The following is a 19,991-nucleotide window of genomic DNA, read 5'->3' as shown; positions in this document are numbered from 1 at the left end:
TCATATGATTTAGTCTTTTGGAATTTAGATTATGCTTCAAGAAGATGTGATGGTTCTTCATGCATGGAACCATTACGTTTTACATGCAATGTGTATTGGTCTTTGGAAATCTCATAGAGATCATATATTTCAGCATCTGCATTAAGTTGACTATACACTAATGGGCGAGTCTCATTTGCTTTTATAGCATAAGGTAATTTCTCAGCAGCCTTAAGTGAACGAATGTTTACTTTACGTATTCTCATAAAAACGGTTTCGATTCCTAATTGATAAAACAATTCATCAAAAAAGGCATCTTTAGCTGGGTTGTTGTAGCCTTTGCCATGATAGGGCTTGCCTAACCACGTGCCTAAAAATCCGGCACCGTCTTCAATATCAAACAAATTGATAGTCCCAATCGGATTACCCCATTCGTCCAGGATAGTCCTTGAGATCAATTCACCACGCTCTTCAGCCTCAATGGTTTGTTTGGTCATAAATAAGAATTCATCATAGGTATCTGCTTTATGGCGCACGAAAGGGAAGACATCGGGGTGCGTCATCAAGTCAAACAAAACATGGCTTTCGTGAAGATCACGTTTTTTGAGCATGAGTATCCCTCCAATTCTGGGCAGTCCAATTCCATACAAAAGTATAGATCCACCCTCGAAATTTTTTGTGAAGATAAAAAATTTCGGGGTGGGAATCGAACCCACTAGAACCAGTAAACTGGTGGCGCACCATTTGCCTTCCCTATTACATTGTATCTTAAACGTTAAGTATTAATTTTATATTACAAACATATTTTTTTCATATTTGTTTTCTTAACACTTAGAATATCATACAAAAAAATCTTCGAAAAAGAAATAGTTTTTTCGCGGATATTTTCTGCTTTTTTATGCCAAATTTCTACAATCTATTAATTTTCCTGATATACAAATTCTCCGGCAATCATCGTCCATTTAGGCTTGGATAAAAAGTGGAAAGGATGATGGCTCCATAGAACAAGATCGGCATCTTTTCCTTCTTCTATACTTCCAAGTTGATTGTCAACTCTAAGGTTTCTTGCAGGCAGGATGGTAATACCTTCTAAAGCTTTCTGTTCGGATAATCCTTCACGAACGGCAAGGGCAGCACATAAATTTAAATATTGAATTGGTGTATAAGGATGGTCTGTTGTGATGGACACTTCGACACCAACTCTCGTCAATTCATTATATGTTTTCCATGTCTTGTTTTTAAGTTCAATTTTCGACCTTCTTGTGAGAGTCGGACCAACAGAAACTTTTAAATCTAGTCCTGCAAGTTCCTCTGCAATCAGGTGCCCTTCTGTACAGTGTTCAATTCTTAAATCGAGATTAAACTCTTCCGCAAGTCGAATAGCAGTAATAATATCGTCTGCTCTATGCGCATGAACTCTGACGGGAATCTCCTTCTTTAAAGCCATAACCAAAGGTGCATTTCTTAAGAAGTCGGGGTTATTTGCATGTAGCGCATTATAGAAGGCCTCACGGAGCATTCCCATGATCCCCATTCTTGTGATGGAATCATTGTTGCCGTGACTATGAATCCGCTTTGGGTTCTCGCCAAGAGCGATCTTTAACCCAGCTATTTCTTTTACAATCATTTTTTTGATGTTTTTTCCAGCTGTTTTAATTACGGAGGTTGTTCCACCAATGACATTCGCGCTTCCTGGCATGACATGTACGGTAGTAATTCCATATTTCACTGCATCTGAAAAGGCAACGTCGAGCGGGTAAACACCATCAATGGCCCTTATATGGGGACTTAGGGGTTCAACTGTTTCATTCGCATCGTTTCCTGCCCAGCCTGTGCCTTCATCATATAAACCTAAATGTGTGTGGACATCAATAAAGCCTGGGAACAGATATTTATTATTGCAATCAATTATCTTAACCGTTGAATCTATAACCAGATTCTTTCCTATCTTGCTGATTTTACCATTTTCTATCAATAGATCACTATTTAGAATTGGTTCTGAAGTGATTGGATAAATTGTCGCATTCTTTAAGAGTATTGAAGTCATATTAAACCATTCCTCATGTATAAGGTGCAAAAACTTTTCTTTTCATTTTAACAAAGTGATATGGAAACTTTCAATCGAACTAATGTTGAAGGATTGGTTTCTTGCCAATCTTCTTTCTAAACAGTTTATGCAAAATAAAAAGAGATGAAACTTATACCACACCTTAACGTAGTAATAATATAGATTGAATTTTTTAGGAGGCTAAAAAATGCCAAAGAATGATGAAAAATTACTTGCAGCGGCCATTTATGTACTTAATTTCTTTGTTCCAATATTGGGTCCGCTTTTAATCTGGCTCTTCAAGAAGGATGAATCATCTTTTATTGACTATCATGGTCGAGAGTATTTTAACTTTATGATTTCCTACACTGTCTATATGTTTGTGAGTGGACTTCTGACAATTATTGTTATTGGATTCCTTGCATTATGGATTGTTGGAACATTGGCTTTTATTTTCAATATTGTTGCGGCCATTAAAGCATTTGAAGGACAACATTATCGTATGCCACTCGTATTTCGTTTACTTTAGTAGATAGCATCTCTTGTGATCATCGTTGAAAGGCACGAGCACTTAGCTTGTGCCTTTCTTTGTTATCATTCTCCTTAGCCTAAAATTTATTCTAGTAATTTATCATTTAATTTCAATTTTTTTAATAGAATATATTAATTGATTTTGGATAGGGGCTCGTCATATGAAAATAGATCAATACTATAAACAGAGTGCAAATCTTTCATTAAACGCAAGTATTGTTGCATTGTTTCCTATAATTTTCTTTATGGTACTATCTTTATTTGTGTTCCGAAATGAACAACTGTTAATCTTAAATCTGCCTTTTTTTATATATAGTTATTCTAGTTACCAACTGTATTTAAAGCGTAATAAAATGGCATTGGATTCGGCCAACGAGAAATGTAACATGAAAGAATATTATAGATGGATGGATTGTAGGGAGTTTTTGATTCTTCATTCCGAAGAGGAAGAGGACACTATTCTTTTTTTTCAACCTAATGGATATCTTGTAGCTGCTTTAAAACAAAAAAAGGATAAGTTATCTGCTAAAGTGAAAAGCTTGTTGTCGGGTAGCGATCATCCACTTAAATATGAGCTTGTTGATCATGAAGAAACGATATTAAGCACGATAATATTGAAAAAGAGTAAGGGTTTAATGGATATTTATGGTCAGTATCATGAATACTTGGGAAGTTTCCAAAAGGATAAGGATAATTTTTTTCAAGTCGGCAAAAATGCTGAGGTCGTTTCATCAAATGGAAATCAGGTTGGAGTTCTCAATAGTTCCTATTTTTTTATGGATGATCAAATTGTTCGTGATGGTAAAAGATTGGCTCGCTTAAGGAAGGGATGGTTATCCGTAGAATGGAATAAACGTTTTCCCGATCCAAATACACCGGTTTTAACTTTTGATGAAAATTTACTAGATTCAGAAAGATTGGTTTGTGTGAGTATGCTGTTGAAGGAATATTTGTAAAATAATAGACGAATTCTTACAAAATACGGCAAAAAATGAGAGATTGTATTTACAAAATATGCGAAATTCAGCATAATTAAAAATAAGAAAATGTTTTCGTTAGGCGGATTAAAGCTTTATCTGCAAGATAGGGGTAATTTGCCAGTTTTGAATGGGGGATTATCAATGGAGGTTTTTGTAGCCAGGCAGCCAATCTTCACAGTAAATGAGGAAGTTTTTGCCTATGAACTACTATATCGAAGTAGTCAAATCAATCGTTTTTCAGAGATAAATGGTGATGAAGCTACTACTGATGTGATCATAAATTCTTTCATGAATATAGGTATTGATGAACTTTCCAATGGGAAGCCATGCTTCATTAATTTTACGGAAAATTTACTACAACTAAGACTTCCTACATACTTTAGACCCAGTGAAATTGTCGTTGAAATTCTAGAGACAGTGGAGCTCAATCAAGGATTGTTAAATATTTGCAAGGAACTGAAAGAACTCGGTTATCAAATTGCATTGGATGATTTTGTTTTTAATGATAAAAATCCTTATTGTATACCACTTATCCAACATGCTGATATCATTAAAGTGGATTTTAGACAAACAAATGAAAAAATGAGACAAGTAATTGAACTTATTGCCAAGCGGCTTAATAAAAAATTGTTGGCAGAAAAAATTGAAACAAGAGAAGAATTTGAATCTGCCAAGAATGAAGGTTATGACTATTATCAAGGATACTTTTTTTCTCAACCGGTGATTGTATCCACCCATGATGTGCCTTCTTATTTTCAATCATATTATCAAATAATTGCCCATCTTTCCGAGTCCGAACAAAGTATCGACTTGATTACGAAATTGATAGAACAAGATCTCTCACTATCCTACAAATTATTAAAATTGATAAATTCACCTTCATATAGACCTCGGAATAAGATTAATTCTATACGTCAGGCTATTGTTATGCTGGGCCTAATTGAAATTAGAAAATGGATTTATGTACTAGCTGTTAGAGAAACTGCTTCAAATAAGCAAGGATTATCTAGAGAAATGACGAGCATGTGTTTGACTCGTGCCAAAATGTGTGAATATATCGCTGTAAAAATGAACAATCCAGACAATGTGTCTGCCATTTTTATGACAGGAATGTTCTCTATGATGGATACAATGCTAAGTATGCCAATGGAAAAAGTGCTGCATGACTTACCGCTCCAAGAGGATATATGTGATGCCTTAAAAGGAAAGCAAAATCATTATAAGGACGCTTTAGATCTAAGTGTCGCAATTGAAAAAGGTGATTGGGAATCCGTCAATCATCACTGTGAAAAACTTGGACTAATCGAAGAGGATTTGCTTCACTATTACCAAGAAGCAATAAATTGGTCTAATAACTTAATGAAAATGGAAATGGGCAAAGCATAAAGAACCTGACGAAGAAATCGTCAGGCTTTCTTTTTACATTTATAGATAGTATCTTATGTTCATAAGGAAATCACAATGGAGGAATTTAGTGTGGAATATGAATTGATAAAGTGCCATGGATCTGGGAATGACTTCTTATTAATTGATGAAATCAGCCATCCATATTCATTTACAGAAAGTGAAAGAAGTCGTTTGACACAACTATTATGTGACCGTAAAAACGGAATTGGTGCAGATGGAATACTATTTGTTCTAGAAAGTAACCGTGGAGACGCTAGAATGCGTGTTTTTAATGCAGACGGGTCAGAAGCTTCGATGTGCGGAAACGGTCTTAGATGCGTCGCTAGATACGTTTGTGAACTAAAAGGAATAAACAAAGCGGTAGTCGAGACAATGAAAGCGGATTTGAAGGTTGAAAAGAGAGAGGAGATGTATCCTGAAGTTGCTACTTATCAGGTAGAAATATCTCCAGTTTCTTTACAAACGAAAGACTTACCTTTGAATATAGAAAAGACGGAGCTTATGTTTGACAGGATTCCAGGAATTTCAGATTCTGTGGAGTTTTCAGCATTAGCGGTCCCTAATCCGCATTTAGTAGCGATCGTTAAAACCGAACAAGTCATTTCCGATGAACAAAAGAAAATCAGTGAATATCTTAACGGACCAAATGAGTTTTGTCCAGATGGTGTTAATGTGAGTTTTGTAAAAGACTTAAAGCCCGGTCATATATATGTCCGTACTTTCGAAAGAGGAGTAGGCTTTACGAATGCATGTGGGACAGCCATGTCTGCTTCAACACTGGTTACATGTATAAAAGGAATCAATGAATTCGAGAAAGAGGTCAATGTTTATAATAATGGCGGAAAAGTTCAATGTGTGGCTCATAAAGAAGATGGACGTTATCATATTGACTTAATCGGTAATGCGACATATTTATTTAAGTGTACGGTCGATGTCGAAAACTCTATGTCTTCCTATCAAGTGGTCAGGAAGAACGAATTAGAAGAGCAGGGAATTTTCAGTAAGCTTCAAACCGAAGTCCAAACATTATTAAAGGATTGGATGTGAGGATAGAGAAACTCTATCCTCTTTTCTATTTTCTTTCCTCAAGCATTTGTAAGATTTGTGAAAAAGATTGATTTTCCCTTGCTTGTTCATAATTATTAAAGGGATCTCCTACATTCTTGAGCCTTTCAAGGGTGTTTTTTATGTTAAAATCTTCTATCCCCAGTTTTTCCGTTACTTCATTCCAATATAATGGTGTCGCAACACCACCAAAATCATTACCTCTTGCCGAGTATGGCGCGATCAAAGTTTTACCTTCTCCGTGCTGAAGATAATCAATATAAAGCCTTCTGCCTCGATTTTTCTTTAATCTTTCAATCGTAAACGATTCAGGGTCAGACGTTACAAGGAAATCGGCCATAAAACTTGTAAACATACCCGTTTGTTCATAAGTAAATGTCTTTTTTGGCAACGGGATGTAAACCTGAATCCCCTTATTGCCCGATGTCTTAACAAAACTTGTCAAATTCAAGCTATCTAACGTAACTTTCAGTAATTGAGCGGCTTTGATCGCCAGATGAAAAAAATCCGTAGAGGGTGGATCTAAATCAAAGACGATTTCATCAGGTTGATCGGAATTCCCTTCCTGAAAAGGGATGTGCAATTCAATGGCTAACTGATTACCAAGCCAAATGAGTGTTTCTAAGTTATTGCATACAATGTACCTAATCCCTTCATGGCTCATTGATTCGACAAACTCTGGGGCATAATCAGGACAGTTTTTTTGAAAAAAGGCCTCGTCAGTTATGCCATGGGGAAATCGAATGCTTGTTAACAAACGGTTCTTAAGAAATGGAAGCATATATGGTGAAACACCCCGTAGATAGTCTACATAATCAATTTTTTTAATATCAATCTTATGCCATATAGGTTTTTCGGGGTGAGTCATTTCCAATTGCTCAGGCAGATTTTTCTGTTGTCTTTGGAAAACCTCGTATGTACAATCCTCTGGTATTCGATGAAAAAGGAATTGGTGAAAATGAGGTTCTCTAAGTTGATTTTCGAAAATTTCAAGATATTTTACTTGAAGACAAATAGATGGATCTATGTATAGAAAATGGTCGTCTTCACTTTTTTTATTTCCTTTTATTATCTGCAAAAGGGCCTGCTTTTCATCAGGCTTTAGTCCGAAAAGTACTTGACCTATTTTCACGATTCTTTTTTCTTTATAAATAGCAAGGTGGAAATAGCCATTTGACTTTTCATATGCGGTCACAAAGCAATCTACATACTTCCAGTTTTTTGATTTAATCCAATCTAACGATCGTTTTCCTTCTTCCCATGTACTTGTCTTCTTCTTTGATACAATACCTTCACCATCATATAGCTCGATTTTCCCCATTAATTCCGAATAGTCTTCATTAGGTTTCACAAATTGTAAGAGTTGTTCTGAAAAATTGTCAGTATGTAGATGAAAGCCAGCTGCCTGGAAGAACTCCTTCAAAGCTTCTTTTCGCATATCGTAAGGTTTTTCCTTATAAGATTGACCTTTGAGAAGTAAAAGGTCGAATATCATAAGGTGGCATGGACGAGATACGGCATATTCCTCAATAGTCTTTTTAGCTTTTAAGCGCCCTCTTACTTGCAAGGCCGAGAAATCAGCTCGAAAGGGATTACTCAAGCAAACAAGTTCACAGTCAAACATGAAAGGAAGGAAGGGCTTAAGTAATTCTGCATTTTTTTCTAAAAAAAGGCGTATTTCAGGAAAGTTAGAGAGCAAAGACTTCCCATTTCTGCTCATGATTTCGATACCTGTTTCATCCCAAGACAAAATAGCACGAAAGCCGTCGTACTTAACTTCGTGGAAGAAATCGGGAAGATTTGGGATGTTGAATGACAACGTTGGAAGCATGGGTTTCAAACTAAGCCCCTCCCATATAGCGATTTATTCATATTCTTTCTGTAAGAGAGATTTTTAGTCATTTGCCAAATCTTATTGGGCATGAAGGAATTTGCTCGTGGAACAATAATTAAAAAATGGAGGATTCCTATGCATACGATGTGGAAAGGAAGCATTAGCTTCGGGTTAGTGAATATACCAATAAAACTTCATACTGCCACTGAAGACAAAGACGTAAAGTTAAGGACTCTGCATAAAGCCTGTCACGCTCCAATCAAGTATGAGAAGGTTTGTTCTGCCTGTGAAAAAGAGGTGGAGAGTGAGGAGATTGTAAAGGCTTATGAATATACAAAAGGAAAATATGTAGTCTTGGATGTTGAAGACTTAGAAAAATTGAAAAAAGAAAACGAAGACAAAGCCGTAGAAATCATTGATTTTGTAAATATGAATGAAATAGATCCTATCTATTTTGACAGAAGCTATTTTATGTCTCCAAATGATACGGGGGGAAAAGCGTACTCTTTATTAAGAAAGGCGCTTGAAGAAACAAATAAAGTTGGCTTAGCTCGCATTGTCATTCGATCTAAGGAACAAATGGCCGTTATTCGGGTATATCAAAACATACTCATTATGGAAACCATACACTACCCGGATGAAGTTCGATCTGCAGAGGACGTTCCGAATGTGCCTTCTGAAGACAAAGTGACGAAAAATGAATTGGAGACTGCGATGTTGCTCATTGATCAGCTTTCTACCACATTCGATCCATCCAAATATACAGATGAATATCGAAACGCATTGCTTGAATTGATTGAAGAGAAGCGGAAACTCGGAACGGAAACCGCTACAAAAGGAACGAAAGAAATGCCATCAAATGTTACAGATTTAATGGCAGCTTTACAAGCATCGATAGATCGTACAAAACCTTCTAACACGACAACAACAACTGCAAAGAAAAAGGCTCCAAGACCAAAAGCGCCGGTAAAAGCCAAAAAACAAGCATGATCCCTATTTACCGATCTATGATATTCCTAGATCGGTTTTTTTCGTCTTATCGGTGGTAATAAGAAGGAGAAGGGAGAGATAAGTATGATGAAAAACGTAACGAAGAAAAATTTGTTACATATAGGTTCAGTACTATTAATATTAAGTTTTTTCATAAAAGGCTTCATTGAAATTTCAGAAGAACTCAAAGAAAATGAACTGGTTTCTTTTGACCGAACGGTTATCCAATTTGTACAAAACTTTATATCAGATCGCCTTACGGAAGTGATGATATTCATCACTTTCTTAGGTTCTATTAAATGGATTACTTTTGGTGTCATTGTTGGTACATTAATTTTATGGATTCTGAAGAAATATTCTCTAAGTATCTTTCTGGCAGTATCATCCACCTTAGGTGCAGTGTTCAATATACTGCTAAAAAACATCTTTCAAAGAGAAAGACCTGATATTCAGCCACTCATTTCAGAAGTAGGTTTCAGTTTCCCCAGTGGACACTCAATGGGATCTTTCATCTTTTATGGTGCGCTCGCGTTTGTAATCGTCCATTTTGCTAAGAAAAACCTATGGAAATATTTTGGAGTCTTCGTGATGGTTGCTATAATAGCCTTAATAGGGATTAGCCGTGTTTACTTAGGTGTTCATTTTCCGAGTGATATCATTGCAGGTTTTAGTGCAGGAGGAGCATGGTTGACAGTATGTTTTATTGGTTATCACTACTATGAGTTTCGCAAAAATATAAAATCCTAAACGTTTTCATATTAATCATGTTTGAACGGCAAGAGAATAAATTTTACAAATGGATGATTATGCCCAAGAAGCGGGGAGGTAAATTCAATGCAAAAATATATATTGTCCCTTGATCAAGGGACGACAAGTTCAAGAGCGATGCTCTTTAATGAAAACGGGGAAGCGGTACATACATCTCAGAAGGAGTTTACACAGTATTTTCCTCATCCAGGATGGGTAGAGCACAACGCCAACGAGATATGGGGCAGCATTTTATCTGTGATTGCCACTTGTTTGACTGAATCGGGAGTAAGACCTGAACAAATAGCAGGTATCGGGATTACCAACCAAAGGGAAACGACAGTGGTTTGGGATAAGGAAACCGGCGAACCTATTTATCATGCAATTGTCTGGCAATCGAGACAAACAGCAGGAATATGTGAACAACTGAAAAAAGAAGGACTAAATGAAACTTTTAAAAAGAAAACAGGATTGCTTATCGATGCTTACTTTTCAGGAACGAAAGTGAAATGGATACTCGACAATGTGGATGGAGCGCTCGAAAAAGCCAATGATGGTCAATTGTTATTTGGGACGATTGATACTTGGCTCGTATGGAAGCTCTCGGGTGGAAAAAAGCATGTAACAGATTACTCAAACGCGTCAAGGACGTTAATGTTTAACATTCATGATCTTCTGTGGGATGATGAATTGTTGGAACTATTAAACGTTCCTAAATCGATGTTGCCAGAAGTAAGGCCATCATCTGAAATCTACACAGTAACTGCGGCACACCACTTTTTCGGTAAAGAAATTCCTATTAGCGGCATGGCCGGTGATCAGCAGGCAGCACTATTTGGTCAGGCATGTTTCGAAGAAGGGATGACAAAAAATACATATGGGACAGGATGCTTCATGCTCATGAATACAGGCACTAAAGCTGTTCAATCTGAGCATGGCTTATTGACCACAATTGCTTGGGGAGTGGATGGGAAAGTTGAGTATGCTCTAGAAGGTAGCATATTTGTAGCGGGTTCTGCCTTACAGTGGCTCCGAGATGGGTTGAGGATGATAAAGAACGCCAGTGATAGCGAAGATTATGCTGTAAGAGTGCAATCAACCGAAGGGGTATATGTCGTGCCTGCCTTTGTCGGACTCGGAACACCATATTGGGATAGTGAAGTTAGAGGTGCTGTATTCGGCATAACACGTGGAACGAAAAAGGAACATTTCATAAGAGCAACCTTAGAATCGCTTGCCTTTCAGACAAACGATGTCATTTCTGCAATGGAAGCTGACTCCGAAATTAAGTTGAAAACGCTCAAGGTTGATGGTGGGGCAGTAAAGAATAATTTCTTGATGCAATTTCAAAGTGACCTTTTAAGTGTTCCAGTTGAACGTTCAAAAGTGAGTGAAACAACTGCATTAGGAGCTGCCTACTTGGCTGGCCTTGCAGTAGGCTATTGGGAAAGTAAGGAATCGATTAGTAAGCATTGGGCATTAGATAAAAGATTTTCACCTGAAATGAATGAAGAAGATAGAATTTCAATTTCTTCAGGTTGGAAGAAAGCAATCAACGCTGCCATGTGTTTTAAATAAACTATTACTTTCATTCAGTTAGTCGTTTCATTTTTGAATAGAAATGGTATAAGTGAATATTTAATGCAAGGCTGTTTTCGCATTGATTGTTGTTTTCGAATCATTCTTCCAATACGTATTATTATTGGCTTCGGGGCTCTTTTCGATAAGTTCTCCAACCTTATTCGAATAAGAATCGTAAAAATCCAAAAGCCGATTTTTACTTTTGTTTGGTAGAGCAACAAAATTTACGAAAAGAGCCTAATGCAAAAATAAAGACCTGAAATTGTTCGGGTCTTTTTTCACCATAGGAGGTCATACAATGAGCTTTTCTAACTTGAAAAGAAATGAATATATTCGCACCCTGAAAGAAAACCAATATGATGTGTTGATTATAGGTGGAGGCATTACGGGTGCTGGAATAGCGTTGGACGCTGTAACAAGGGGTCTTAAAGTAGCACTTGTCGAAATGCAGGATTTTGCCGCAGGGACTTCAAGCCGTTCTACCAAACTTGTTCATGGCGGTCTTAGATATCTAAAACAATTTGAAGTGAAGATGGTTGCAGAAGTGGGTAAGGAAAGGGAAATCGTATACGAAAATGGACCGCATGTAACTACTCCTGAATGGATGGTTCTCCCGTTACATAAAGGGGGAACTTTCGGGAAATTTAGTACATCCATCGGTTTAAGAGTATATGACTATTTAGCAGGTGTGAAGAAAGAGGAACGGAGAAAAATGCTCTCCTCAAAAGAAACGCTCGACTATGAGCCACTTTTAAAGAGAACCGGGTTAAAGGGTGGTGGCTATTACGTAGAGTATCGAACGGATGATGCCAGACTCACAATAGAAGTGATAAAGGCTGCTCAACTTAATGGAGCTGATGCACTCAATTATGCCAAGGTTGTGAATCTTCTCTATGAGGAAGAAAAGGCAGTTGGAGCTGTGGTAAAGGACAAAGTGAGCGGGGAAGATTTCTCTATTAAAGCTAATGTTGTCGTCAATGCTACTGGACCGTGGGTGGATACGATCCGAGAAAAGGACCACTCAAAAAATGGTAAAAAATTAAGGCTTTCCAAAGGCGTCCATATTGTTATCGATGAATCGAAGTTTCCTTTGCAGCAAGCCATCTATTTTGATACGCCAGATGGACGGATGATATTTGCGATACCCCGGGAAGGAAAAACTTACGTAGGAACGACTGATACTTTTTTTGATAATGACATTGCAAAGCCGGCAATGACGAATCATGATAGAGACTACTTGCTAAAGGCCATAAATTATATGTTCCCGACGGTGGAGTTGAATTCTGAAGACATTGAATCCAGCTGGGCAGGAGTTAGGCCGCTTATATATGAAGAGGGGAAGGATCCTTCAGAAATTTCGAGAAGAGACGAAATTTGGAAGTCACCATCAGGCTTGATTACAATTGCTGGAGGGAAGTTGACTGGTTACCGTAAAATGGCTGAAACAGTTGTCGACATACTTGCAATGAAGCTTCATTCCCCTGGAGTGCGAAGTGAGTGTCAAACCCAGCATTTGCCGATTTCTGGAGGAGATGTAGGTGGGTCAGAGGGGTTTAAACAATATGTGCGAAAAGGAATCCCAGCCGGTGTCAAGGCAGGGTTAACTGAATCAGAAGCAAAGCGATTGGTTGAAAAATACGGATCAAATAGCAAGGTTCTGTTCGAAATAATAGCGGAATCCAGAGATGAACTTCCATCAATTCCGCTTTCTTTATATGCGGAACTTGCTTATAGCATTGCACATGAAATGGTCTTAACCCCTGTTGACTTTTTTTATAGACGTACCGGGTATTTGTTGTTTAATATTCAATTGGTCCAGAAACATAAAGATGATGTTATCGGGTATATGTCAACTCGTTTTGGCTGGAGTGATAGCGAAACAAAAGAAAGGGTAAATGAACTGGAAGCGGAGATTCAAAAATCGATACGGACGGTTGAGGAAACAGATTCTTAAGAGACCTTAAAAGGTCTTTTTTTTTTAGATAAGAAAGTATAAAAATTTAACGGAGATAGCTGTCTAGCTCCAGCGCCCAGCCCCTCGGGGTTGTTTCCTAAAGCCGAAACAACCTTGGTCATAAGCCAAATCGCTACAGATTCGGATTTCCTGCGCGATTCGTCTTATGCCTGTCGGGGCTGAACACAAAGGAAAGCTACTTGGAAATACATCGCAGGCACAAGTGGTCTTTACTTGTGCAGAGGGCGCTTGCGCTTTTCTAATGGATTTCTTTTTTTAAGAAAGAATGAATAACATTTAGGGAAGATGCTTTTGAGAGGAGGAGAGAGAAATGCAAAATATATTGATGTTTGTAGATTCCGGTGTCGATGATTCAATTGCTCTCATGTATGCTTTGTTAAATCCGAAACTGAATGTCGTAGGGGTTGTGAGCGGCTACGGCAACATAACAAAAGAGCAATCCATCATGAATACAGCCTATTTACTGCAACTGGCAGGAAGAGAAGATATCCCGATCATTGCTGGGGTAGCGGGCCCATTATCGGGAGAACCTACAACGTTCTATCCTGAAATTCATGGAAAAGAAGGACTGGGCCCCATTCGGCCTCCATCTAATTTAAAAAATGTGAATGTGTATGACATCGATAAAATCATCCAGATTGTTCAGCAGTATAAAAGGAATCTCATCATTGTTGGCGTAGGTAGACTTACCGATTTGGCATTACCGTTTATCATATATGGAAAAGATGCTTTTAAAGATGTATCAGCGTTTTATATTATGGGGGGAGCATTTTTTGTTCCAGGTAACGTTACTCCAGAAGCAGAGGCAAATTTTTATGCAGACACGATAGCAGCTGATTCTGTTATGGAGAAAGCTAGAAATATCCATTTATACCCATTGAATATTACAAATAAAGCAATCATCACACCTGATGTCATCGAGTTCATAGCAAAAAATAGTACCTCTCCATTTAAAGATCTAATTAAACCTGCCTTCGATTTCTATTTTGAAGCCTATAAGAAACTTGTACCAGGAATTAAAGGGGCTCCGCTTCACGATGTTGTTCCATTGAGTGCATTAACGAATCCAGACATGGTGAAATATATTCCTAAACGGGTTCGAGTAGAGCTATATGGAAAACTGGCGGGAAAAACAATTGCTGACTTTAGACCTAAACCGGAGGAAGTGAAAGGGGAACAGCTAGACTGGATTGGCATGGAAATGGATTTACAGCAATTCATTCTCGATTTTATTGAGATCTTCATGAGCGCAAAGAAAAGATAATTAAAGTTTTTAGAAATTTATAAAAAAGTGGTAGGTTTTTTTATTACGTTTGTCGAAATATTTTATAGACAGATTTTAGGATTATTAATTAAAGGGGTATAATGATGAAGAATGTACTTGTGCTCGGAGGAACGCAATTTTTTGGTAAAAGATTGGTACAACGGTTAATAGAAGAAGGAAACAACGTAACGATTGCCACAAGGGGTATGACAAGTGACCCTTTTGGAGATAAGATCGAAAGATTGATCATCGACAGGGAAGACAAACATAGCTTAGTAGAAGCATTTAAAGTGAGAAAATGGGATGTTGTTTATGATCAAACATGCTACTCACCCTTGGAAGCTCTAGAGGCAGTTGACGCTCTATACGGAAAGGTCCATCGATATATTTTCACTTCAACAATGGCAGTTTATGAGTTTGGTACACAACACAAAGAGGAAGTTTTTAAGGCAGAGGACTTTCATTTTACTTTTAAAGGACGTCGAGAGTATCCAGGCTTCGCAGGGTACCAAGAAGCAAAAAGAGCAGCTGAAAAGGTTTTGAGCGACCAATCCAATATGGAAGTTGTTTGCGTACGTTTTCCACTTGTGATAGGGAAAGATGATTATACAGATAGATTCGGTTTTCATGTAGAAAGAATCATAGATTCTCAACCTATTGGGATTGAAAATCTCAATTTGAGATATAGCTTTATCACCTCTGTAGATGCGGCGGAGTTTTTGCTGGTTATGGGAAATAATGATTATGTAGGCCCGATAAATGCGGGGTGCGAAAAAGACATTTCATTAGCTGAACTCATTCAAAAAATAGAATCAATGGTTGGAAAAGAAGCGATTATCGAACAAAAGAAGACCTCTGTAAATGCATCCCCATACTGCTTGGGGGGATCGTGGAGCATCAATACAAACAGAGCAAAACAACTAGGTTTTCAATTCGCGGATCTTCACGAAACCATCGAAGAGCTCATTTCTTTTTATTCTGCCAAGTCAACTAAAATTTGACGATTTAGGTTTTTCAAGGTAAAATAATAGATATCAACTAAATATCTAATAAACATAATATATAAAAGTCGTAACTGTTAAGACATGCGGGGATTCCTCCCCATAAAAAGCAGGTGCGACTTTTTAATTTTACTAGCTGTTTCAGTCGTTAGAATAAAGGTTATACAATTTCCGGGATAAATCCGGGATTTTTATTTTTTACAGACGGTATGGTTTGAAACTCATGGAGGTGTCTTAGAATGGCATTTGGGAGAAGAAATGAAGAAGAGATAGTAACAGAAGATACAAAGGTTTGGGAATGCGTTTCAGAAACATGTAACTGCTGGATTCGTGACAATTTTAAGAGCAGTGAAACACCTAAGTGCCCGATCTGTAATAGTGACATGAGTTTAACGTCGAAAGAATTGCAAGTCATCGTCAACCACAGCAAAAATTTTATTAAGTAATACTAAAAAAGATGGCAGATACTAAATCTGTCATCTTTTTTTATGTAGAAAAACTGTTATTCTTCATCCTTATGGAATCTGCAGTATTGAATCACTATTTCTTCTTCCTCTTCCTCTAAAGAAAAATCAAAGAACTTTCCTGTTCCTCTTTCGAAAAAATGATATTGTGAGATCTTATCAGTATTTTCATTGACTGTATAAATAAGCTTCAAGCCAACACCATTTTCGGAATATAATTCGTCTTCTTCATCCACTTCGATATCTAGAAAGAACTCATATCGATCCCCAACGAGTAATCCAAATGGATCTTCTAATTTTTCTACAGTATGTCCTGTGATATTCATGAAATTTCATCCTTTACATGTAATGATTTTAGTCCATTTAACTATTATACACTGAATCTTATGAGTCAACACAAATGTACAGTTGTATTTTGCTTTGTTGTAAGAGAAGTTTGCTTAAATGCAATCGAATTAGTAATGATATTTTGAAAGCTGTCATATAAATTGAGTGATTTTGAATGTTTTTGAAAGTTTTTGGTTGATTTATGTAATCGGTTACAGTAAGATGACATTAAGATAAAAAATGAGGTGGTGGAGATATGCTAACTCCAGAACGACATCGTTTAATCCTTCAAATATTAAAAGAAAAAAATATTGTTAAAATACAGGACTTAGTTGATCTGACTGAGACTTCCGAGTCTACGATTCGTCGTGACTTATCGCAGTTAGAAGAGCAAAAACATCTAAAAAGAATCCATGGTGGAGCTGCTAGGCTGCAAGGAAAGCTTCAGGAACCAAGTATGATTGAAAAATCAGCCAAAAACCTTCAAGAAAAAAAGCGAATTGCTCAATATGCAGCCAGCCTGATTGAAGAGGGAGACTGCATATTCTTTGATGCAGGTTCCACCATAAAAGAAATGATTGAGTTCTTACCGGTAAAAGAGATTGTTGTTGTAACAAACGGTTTAATGCATGTAAATGATTTACTGGAAAAGGGCATTCAAACCTATGTGATTGGCGGTTATGCAAAACCAAAAACGAACGCACTCATTGGTAGAGGAGCATTGGCTAGTCTAGAACTCTACCGCTTTGACAAATGTTTTATTGGGGTCAATGGGATCCATTCCCAATATGGATTCACAACACCTGATCAAGAAGAGGCTCTAGTCAAACAAAAAGCCATATCTCAATCCAGGGAAGTATTCGTCTTAGCAGATGAAACAAAGTTCTCAGAAGTTTATTTTGCCAAAATAGCTGACATACATGAAGCAACAATCATTACTAATGAATTAGAAACTGATACACATAATCAGTACGCAGGCAGAACTTCGATAAAGGTTGTGACATCATGATTTATACATTGACACTAAATCCTTCGGTCGATTACGTCGTTATACTCGAAGAAGTGAAGGTAGGCGAATTGAATCGAACTAGTTCAGAAGTGAAGTTTCCAGGCGGAAAAGGGATTAATGTCTCGAGAGTATTGAGCAGGGTAGGAGTGGATAACAAAGCACTAGGATTCCTCGGTGGATTTACAGGTGATTATATTGAAAATCAACTTATATCTGAAGGAGTGCAATCTGAATTTGTCCGTGTGAAAGAAGATACGCGAATCAACATTAAGATAAAGTCGAAAAATGAAACGGAAATCAATGCAACTGGGCCAAAAATTCAGGATGATCAACTCGAAGCTTTAAAAGAACAGATAACGAAATTGACCAATCTTGATGTCCTAGTCATGTCAGGAAGTATCCCTTCAACCATAACGCAGTCAATCTATCTGGAATTTGCCCAAATTTGCAGACAAAATGGCACTGCGTTTGTGGTGGATGTTGGTGGTGACTTACTTGATGCCGTGCTTCCTTTTGAACCATTTCTAATTAAACCAAATCATCATGAATTGGGTGATTTGTTTGGAGTGGAAATTTCATCTGTCCAACAAGTTATTCCTTTAGGGAAAAATCTACTGGAGCGTGGGGCTCAAAATATCATTATCTCTATGGCAGACAAAGGTGCAGTATTCATGAATAACGAAAAAACTTTATTATCATCAGTAGCAAAAGGGAGCGTTGTTAGTTCAGTTGGCGCTGGTGATTCCATGGTTGGCGCATTTTTAGCAGCATCATATACAGAAAGGGAAATCGAAGAAGCCTTTCGATTTAGTGTTGCCGCTGGAAGTGCCACTGCTTTTTCATTGGATCTCTGTACAAAAGAAAAGATAGAAGAGATCTTACCACAGCTTGTGATAAGTGAGATATAGGAGGGGGAAACCGGAATGAAGATTACCGCTTTATTGAGAGAAGAGACTGTCCTCATATCAATGGCTACCAATAAAAAACAAAATGCCATTGAAGAGTTGGCTAATATTTTATATGAAGCAGGAAAACTAAACAATCTTAACGCATTTAAGGAAGCGATCATCAAACGCGAGCAGCAGAGTACAACTGGAATTGGAGAAGGGATTGCCATCCCCCATGCTAAGACTAATGCAGTGAAGGAACCAGCCATCGCATTCGGAAGGTCTGTGAGCGGTGTTGACTATGAATCATTAGACGGCCAACCTGCACATTTGTTCTTCATGATTGCAGCACCAGAAGGAGCCAATAATACTCATTTAGAGGCTTTATCTCGCTTATCGTCCATCTTAATGATCAAAGAGGCACGTCAAAAGTTATTGAATGCAAGATCTAAATCCGAAGTCATTAACATTATCGACAGCTATGATAAAGAAGACGAAACCGAAGACAAAGTTATAGACAAGAAAACGGAAATTGTGGCGGTAACAGCATGTCCAACAGGGATAGCCCACACCTATATGGCAGCGGATTCATTAAGAGCAAAAGCAGCTGAGATGGGTATTACGATTAAGGTTGAAACGAATGGTTCAAGCGGCGCGAAGAATGTCTTGACTGCTGAAGAAATTGCAGAAGCAAAAGCTGTCATCATTGCTGCGGATATCAATGTTGATATGGCAAGATTCAAAGGCAAACATGTGATAAAGGTTGCTGTGGCAGATGGCATACGTCGACCAAAGGAGCTAATTGAAAGAGGATTAAAGCAAGATGCTCCAGTATTTAATGGAGAAGATCATGGTAAAACGGATGCTGATGAAAAGGAAAATCGTGGAGGATTTTATCAGCATTTGATGAATGGTGTTTCCAATATGCTTCCTTTCGTAGTGGGAGGCGGTATCCTGATCGCAATTTCCTTTATGTTTGGGTATAATGCTTTCAAACCAGAAGACCCATCCTATCACCCTATTGCAGAAGCTTTGATGACAATAGGCGGTGGAAATGCCTTTGGTCTGATTATTCCTGTATTAGCTGGATTCATTGCCTTAAGTATAGCCGATAGACCAGGATTTGCTCCTGGTATGGTTGGCGGTATGATGGCAGCAAGTGGTGGGGCAGGATTTTTAGGGGGAATTATCGCCGGTTTCCTCGCAGGATATTTAGTGGTTGGATTGAAAAAAGTATTTGTTGGTTTGCCACAATCTCTAGAAGGAATCAAGACGATTTTGATCTATCCTTTATTAGGAATTGCTCTTACTGGATTTGTTATGCTTTATGTTGTAAACAAGCCTGTTGGACAGCTAAATAGTGCCATTACCGATTGGCTAACAGGTCTTGGAACAGGAAATGCCATTTTATTAGGCATTGTCCTAGGTCTTATGATGGCCGTCGATATGGGAGGACCCGTCAACAAAGCCGCATACGTTTTTGGTACAGGATTACTGGCAAATGGTGTTTACGAGCCAATGGCTGCGGTAATGGCTGCCGGAATGGTTCCACCTCTTGCCGTTGCTCTTGCTACGACTATATTTAGAAATAAATTTACGAAGCAGGAACAAGACGCAGGTAAAGCGTGTTATGTGATGGGACTTTCATTTATAACGGAAGGAGCCATACCTTTTGCAGCAGCCGATCCATTAAGGGTCATTCCATCCATTGTTGTTGGTTCAGCTATAACAGGAGCGCTGTCAATGGCATTTGATATCGGTTTGCGTGCACCTCATGGTGGATTATTCGTTATCCCATTAGTCGAAAATGGTGTGCTTTTGTATGCATTGTCTATTATCATCGGTTCGGTTATTTCAGCAGTTTTAATTGGAATGATAAAGAAACCGATAAAAAACTAAGATA

General features: G+C 37.8%; 18 protein-coding genes. 14 read left to right on the top strand and 4 right to left on the bottom strand.

All coding sequences use genetic code 11. The annotated features are described in order from the left end of the window. Positions 1-29: 29 nt before the first annotated feature. Both BMZ31_RS11830 and BMZ31_RS11825 read right to left on the bottom strand, forming a co-directional pair. A complete protein-coding gene (locus BMZ31_RS11830; RefSeq protein WP_090831938.1) occupies positions 30-590 on the bottom strand; it encodes a GNAT family N-acetyltransferase in 561 nt (186 codons plus the stop codon). A 308-nt stretch (positions 591-898) separates the two neighbouring features. Further along, the gene (locus tag BMZ31_RS11825) at positions 899-2,026 is read right to left on the bottom strand and encodes an amidohydrolase (protein WP_090831937.1); all 1,128 of its coding nucleotides are present in this window, start codon (positions 2,024-2,026) and stop codon (positions 899-901) included. A gap of 208 nt (positions 2,027-2,234) precedes the next feature. On the opposite strand from BMZ31_RS11825, the gene BMZ31_RS11820 reads away from it, so the two are divergent. The 4 genes from BMZ31_RS11820 to dapF all read left to right on the top strand — a co-directional run bounded on the left by BMZ31_RS11820 (position 2,235) and on the right by dapF (position 5,991). Beyond that, the gene (locus BMZ31_RS11820; protein WP_090831936.1) at positions 2,235-2,555 is read left to right on the top strand and encodes a DUF4870 domain-containing protein; all 321 of its coding nucleotides are present in this window, start codon (positions 2,235-2,237) and stop codon (positions 2,553-2,555) included. A gap of 163 nt (positions 2,556-2,718) precedes the next feature. Further along, positions 2,719-3,513, top strand: coding sequence for a hypothetical protein (locus BMZ31_RS11815; protein ID WP_090831935.1), 795 nt, complete (start codon positions 2,719-2,721; stop codon positions 3,511-3,513). Positions 3,514-3,678: 165 nt separating this feature from the next. Next, entirely contained in the window at positions 3,679-4,923 is a 1,245-nt protein-coding gene (locus BMZ31_RS11810) for an EAL and HDOD domain-containing protein (protein WP_090831934.1), read from the top strand. Between the two features lie 90 nt (positions 4,924-5,013). After that, positions 5,014-5,991 carry a diaminopimelate epimerase gene (dapF, locus tag BMZ31_RS11805; protein ID WP_090831933.1) on the top strand — a complete coding sequence of 326 codons (978 nt, stop codon included), beginning with the start codon at positions 5,014-5,016 and terminating at the stop codon, positions 5,989-5,991. A 25-nt stretch (positions 5,992-6,016) separates the two neighbouring features. Here dapF and BMZ31_RS11800 read toward each other — a convergent pair whose 3' ends face one another. After that, positions 6,017-7,840, bottom strand: coding sequence for a DNA ligase D (locus BMZ31_RS11800; protein ID WP_254778782.1), 1,824 nt, complete (start codon positions 7,838-7,840; stop codon positions 6,017-6,019). A gap of 138 nt (positions 7,841-7,978) precedes the next feature. Between BMZ31_RS11800 and BMZ31_RS11795 the strand changes: the two genes are divergently transcribed. The 7 genes from BMZ31_RS11795 to BMZ31_RS11765 all read left to right on the top strand — a co-directional run bounded on the left by BMZ31_RS11795 (position 7,979) and on the right by BMZ31_RS11765 (position 15,847). Then, positions 7,979-8,833 (top strand): non-homologous end joining protein Ku, encoded by an 855-nt coding sequence (locus BMZ31_RS11795; protein WP_090831931.1) that lies wholly within the window; start codon positions 7,979-7,981, stop codon positions 8,831-8,833. Positions 8,834-8,917: 84 nt separating this feature from the next. Continuing rightward, on the top strand, positions 8,918-9,580 hold the full coding sequence (locus BMZ31_RS11790) for a phosphatase PAP2 family protein (RefSeq protein ID WP_254778768.1): 663 nt from the start codon (positions 8,918-8,920) through the stop codon (positions 9,578-9,580). Between the two features lie 87 nt (positions 9,581-9,667). After that, the gene (gene glpK / locus BMZ31_RS11785) at positions 9,668-11,158 is read left to right on the top strand and encodes a glycerol kinase GlpK (protein WP_090831930.1); all 1,491 of its coding nucleotides are present in this window, start codon (positions 9,668-9,670) and stop codon (positions 11,156-11,158) included. A 301-nt stretch (positions 11,159-11,459) separates the two neighbouring features. Then, on the top strand, positions 11,460-13,115 hold the full coding sequence (locus BMZ31_RS11780) for a glycerol-3-phosphate dehydrogenase/oxidase (RefSeq protein WP_090831929.1): 1,656 nt from the start codon (positions 11,460-11,462) through the stop codon (positions 13,113-13,115). Positions 13,116-13,446: 331 nt separating this feature from the next. Continuing rightward, complete coding sequence (locus BMZ31_RS11775) at positions 13,447-14,400, top strand: nucleoside hydrolase (RefSeq protein ID WP_090831928.1); 954 nt, start codon at positions 13,447-13,449, stop codon at positions 14,398-14,400. Between the two features lie 101 nt (positions 14,401-14,501). Continuing rightward, complete coding sequence (locus BMZ31_RS11770; protein ID WP_090831927.1) at positions 14,502-15,401, top strand: NAD-dependent epimerase/dehydratase family protein; 900 nt, start codon at positions 14,502-14,504, stop codon at positions 15,399-15,401. 239 nt (positions 15,402-15,640) lie between these two features. Next, positions 15,641-15,847, top strand: coding sequence for a cold-shock protein (locus BMZ31_RS11765; RefSeq protein WP_090831926.1), 207 nt, complete (start codon positions 15,641-15,643; stop codon positions 15,845-15,847). A 56-nt stretch (positions 15,848-15,903) separates the two neighbouring features. Here the strand turns inward: BMZ31_RS11765 and BMZ31_RS11760 are convergent, their stop codons facing one another. Beyond that, a complete protein-coding gene (locus tag BMZ31_RS11760; RefSeq protein ID WP_090831925.1) occupies positions 15,904-16,191 on the bottom strand; it encodes a DUF6509 family protein in 288 nt (95 codons plus the stop codon). Positions 16,192-16,448: 257 nt separating this feature from the next. Here BMZ31_RS11760 and BMZ31_RS11755 point away from each other — a divergent pair, with 257 nt between their 5' ends. The 3 genes from BMZ31_RS11755 to BMZ31_RS11745 are packed head-to-tail and all read left to right on the top strand — an operon-like array spanning position 16,449 to position 19,987. Then, positions 16,449-17,201, top strand: coding sequence for a DeoR/GlpR family DNA-binding transcription regulator (locus BMZ31_RS11755; protein ID WP_090831924.1), 753 nt, complete (start codon positions 16,449-16,451; stop codon positions 17,199-17,201). Continuing rightward, entirely contained in the window at positions 17,198-18,109 is a 912-nt protein-coding gene (gene pfkB, locus BMZ31_RS11750; RefSeq protein ID WP_090831923.1) for a 1-phosphofructokinase, read from the top strand. The genes BMZ31_RS11755 and pfkB overlap by 4 nt, the downstream gene beginning before the upstream one ends. A 15-nt stretch (positions 18,110-18,124) precedes the next feature. Next, positions 18,125-19,987, top strand: coding sequence for a PTS fructose transporter subunit IIABC (locus BMZ31_RS11745; RefSeq protein ID WP_090831922.1), 1,863 nt, complete (start codon positions 18,125-18,127; stop codon positions 19,985-19,987). Positions 19,988-19,991 lie beyond the last annotated feature (4 nt).

It is taken from the genome of Bacillus sp. cl95 (assembly GCF_900115925.1).
Lineage (GTDB): Bacteria > Bacillota > Bacilli > Bacillales > Cytobacillaceae > Neobacillus_A.
Note: the sequence above shows the minus strand (reverse complement) of the source record. Positions and strands in the feature narration are given on the sequence as shown.

Coding starts and splice junctions, on each gene's coding strand:
- BMZ31_RS11770 (WP_090831927.1), top strand. CDS start 14,502: ATGATGAAGAATGTACTTGTGCTCGGAGGAACGCAATTTTTTGGTAAA.
- BMZ31_RS11765 (WP_090831926.1), top strand. CDS start 15,641: ATGGCATTTGGGAGAAGAAATGAAGAAGAGATAGTAACAGAAGATACA.
- BMZ31_RS11830 (WP_090831938.1), bottom strand. CDS start 590: ATGCTCAAAAAACGTGATCTTCACGAAAGCCATGTTTTGTTTGACTTG.
- BMZ31_RS11810 (WP_090831934.1), top strand. CDS start 3,679: ATGGAGGTTTTTGTAGCCAGGCAGCCAATCTTCACAGTAAATGAGGAA.
- BMZ31_RS11815 (WP_090831935.1), top strand. CDS start 2,719: ATGAAAATAGATCAATACTATAAACAGAGTGCAAATCTTTCATTAAAC.
- BMZ31_RS11825 (WP_090831937.1), bottom strand. CDS start 2,026: ATGACTTCAATACTCTTAAAGAATGCGACAATTTATCCAATCACTTCA.
- BMZ31_RS11755 (WP_090831924.1), top strand. CDS start 16,449: ATGCTAACTCCAGAACGACATCGTTTAATCCTTCAAATATTAAAAGAA.
- BMZ31_RS11760 (WP_090831925.1), bottom strand. CDS start 16,191: ATGAATATCACAGGACATACTGTAGAAAAATTAGAAGATCCATTTGGA.
- BMZ31_RS11790 (WP_254778768.1), top strand. CDS start 8,918: ATGATGAAAAACGTAACGAAGAAAAATTTGTTACATATAGGTTCAGTA.
- pfkB (WP_090831923.1), top strand. CDS start 17,198: ATGATTTATACATTGACACTAAATCCTTCGGTCGATTACGTCGTTATA.
- glpK (WP_090831930.1), top strand. CDS start 9,668: ATGCAAAAATATATATTGTCCCTTGATCAAGGGACGACAAGTTCAAGA.
- BMZ31_RS11780 (WP_090831929.1), top strand. CDS start 11,460: ATGAGCTTTTCTAACTTGAAAAGAAATGAATATATTCGCACCCTGAAA.
- BMZ31_RS11775 (WP_090831928.1), top strand. CDS start 13,447: ATGCAAAATATATTGATGTTTGTAGATTCCGGTGTCGATGATTCAATT.
- BMZ31_RS11795 (WP_090831931.1), top strand. CDS start 7,979: ATGCATACGATGTGGAAAGGAAGCATTAGCTTCGGGTTAGTGAATATA.
- BMZ31_RS11800 (WP_254778782.1), bottom strand. CDS start 7,840: ATGCTTCCAACGTTGTCATTCAACATCCCAAATCTTCCCGATTTCTTC.
- BMZ31_RS11820 (WP_090831936.1), top strand. CDS start 2,235: ATGCCAAAGAATGATGAAAAATTACTTGCAGCGGCCATTTATGTACTT.
- BMZ31_RS11745 (WP_090831922.1), top strand. CDS start 18,125: ATGAAGATTACCGCTTTATTGAGAGAAGAGACTGTCCTCATATCAATG.